The sequence below is a fragment of the Verrucomicrobiia bacterium genome (assembly GCA_035460805.1).
GTDB lineage: Bacteria > Patescibacteriota > UBA1384 > CAILIB01 > CAILIB01 > DATHWI01.
In genome coordinates this window covers 1-1867 of the sequence record DATHWI010000089.1, presented here as the reverse complement: position 1 = coordinate 1867, position 1867 = coordinate 1, and the positions used below count along the sequence as shown (strand labels likewise).

Annotated in this window: 1 rRNA gene; it reads right to left on the bottom strand. The window is 56.0% G+C overall.

Annotated elements, in window-relative coordinates:
* Positions 1 to 1867 (bottom strand): 23S ribosomal RNA (locus VLA04_03430); the annotation flags it as partial.

Genomic DNA, 1867 nt, shown 5'->3' with positions numbered 1-1867 from the left:
TACCTTAGGACCGTTATAGTTACGGCCGCCGTTTACTGGGACTTCAATCAAGAGCTTGCACCCCATCATTTAATCTTCCAGCACCGGGCAGGCGTCACACCCTATACGTCGACTTTCGTCTTTGCAGAGTGCTGTGTTTTTGTTAAACAGTCGCAGCCACCGATTCTCTGCGGCCCCCCTCGGCTCCCCCTGTACGGGTTCACCTAGCGAGGGCACACCTTATCCCGAAGTTACGGTGTCAATTTGCCGAGTTCCTTCTCCTGAGTTCTCTCAAGCGCCTTAGAATTTTCATCCTACCAACCTGTGTCGGTTTGCGGTACGGTCTTGATTAACTGAAGCTTAGAGGCTTTTCCTGGGAGCTTGGTATCACCCGCTTCAGACTGGCAAGCCAGTCCTCGACATCACGCCTTGGCTAAGCCGCGCGGATTTGCCTACGCAGCACGCCTACACGCTTGAACCGGGACGTCCAACACCCGGCCTGGTTAACCTTCTCCGTCCCCCCATCGCATTCCACGTCGGTGCGGGAATATTGACCCGCTTCCCATCAGCTACGACTCTCGTCCTCACCTTAGGGGCCGACTCACCCTGCGCCGATGAACGTGGCGCAGGAAACCTTGGGCTTTCGGCGAGGGGGCCTTTCACCCCCTTTATCGCTACTCATGTCAGCATTCGCACTTCCGATACCTCCAGCAGCCGTCTCCAGCCACCTTCACAGGCCTACGGAACGCTCTCCTACCATCCAGACGCCCCTAAAGACGCCCGAATCCCTAGCTTCGGTGCACAGTTTGAGCCCCGTTACATCTTCCGCGCAGGACGACTCGACCAGTGAGCTATTACGCTTTCTTTAAATGGTGGCTGCTTCTAAGCCAACATCCTGGCTGTCTATGCCTTCCCACCTCGTTTCCCACTTAACTGTGTCTTGGGGACCTTAGCTGAGGGTCTGGGTTGTTTCCCTCTTGACGACGAACGTTAGCACCCGCCGTCTGTCTCCCGTGCTCGCACTCTTCGGTATTCGGAGTTTGCAATGGCGTGGTAGAGCGCGATGCTCCCCACTACCATGACAGTGCTCTACCCCCGAAGGTGATACACGAGGCGCTACCTCAATAGCTTTCGGAGAGAACCAGCTATCTCCGGATTTGTTTAGCCTTTCACCCCTAGCCACAGCTCATCCCCTACCTTTTCAACGGTAGTGGGTTCGGCCCTCCACGAGGTGTTACCCCCGCTTCAGCCTGGCCATGGCTAGATCATCCGGTTTCGGGTCTACGCCCCGCAACTTAAGCGCCCTATTCGGACTCGCTTTCGCTGCGCCTTCCCTATGCGGTTAAGCTCGCTACGGAACGTAAGTCGCTGACCCATTATACAAAAGGTACGCAGTCACCCGAGTTGCCCCAGGCTCCCACTGTTTGTATGCATGCGGTTTCAGGATCTATTTCACTCCCCTTCCGGGGTTCTTTTCGCCTTTCCCTCACGGTACTGGTTCGCTATCGGTCGATCACGAGTATTTAGCCTTGGAGGATGGTCCCCCCATCTTCAGACAGGATTTCACGTGTCCCGCCCTACTTGTCGCAAGCTTAGTTCCACCGACGCCCTTTCGTGTACGGGGCTGTCACCCACTGCGGCCGCCCTTTCCAGAGCGTTCCACTGAGACGTTGGCTAAAAATGACTGGCTGATCCGCGTTCGCTCGCCACTACTAGCGGAATCTCGGTTGATTTCTGTTCCTCCGGCTACTGAGATGTTTCAGTTCGCAGAGTTCGCCACCATCTCCCTATATATTCAGGAGCGGTTACCCTTGCGGGTGGGTTTCCCCATTCGGACATTCCCGGATCAAAGCTTGCTTGCCAGCTCCCCGAGACTTTACGCAGGCTG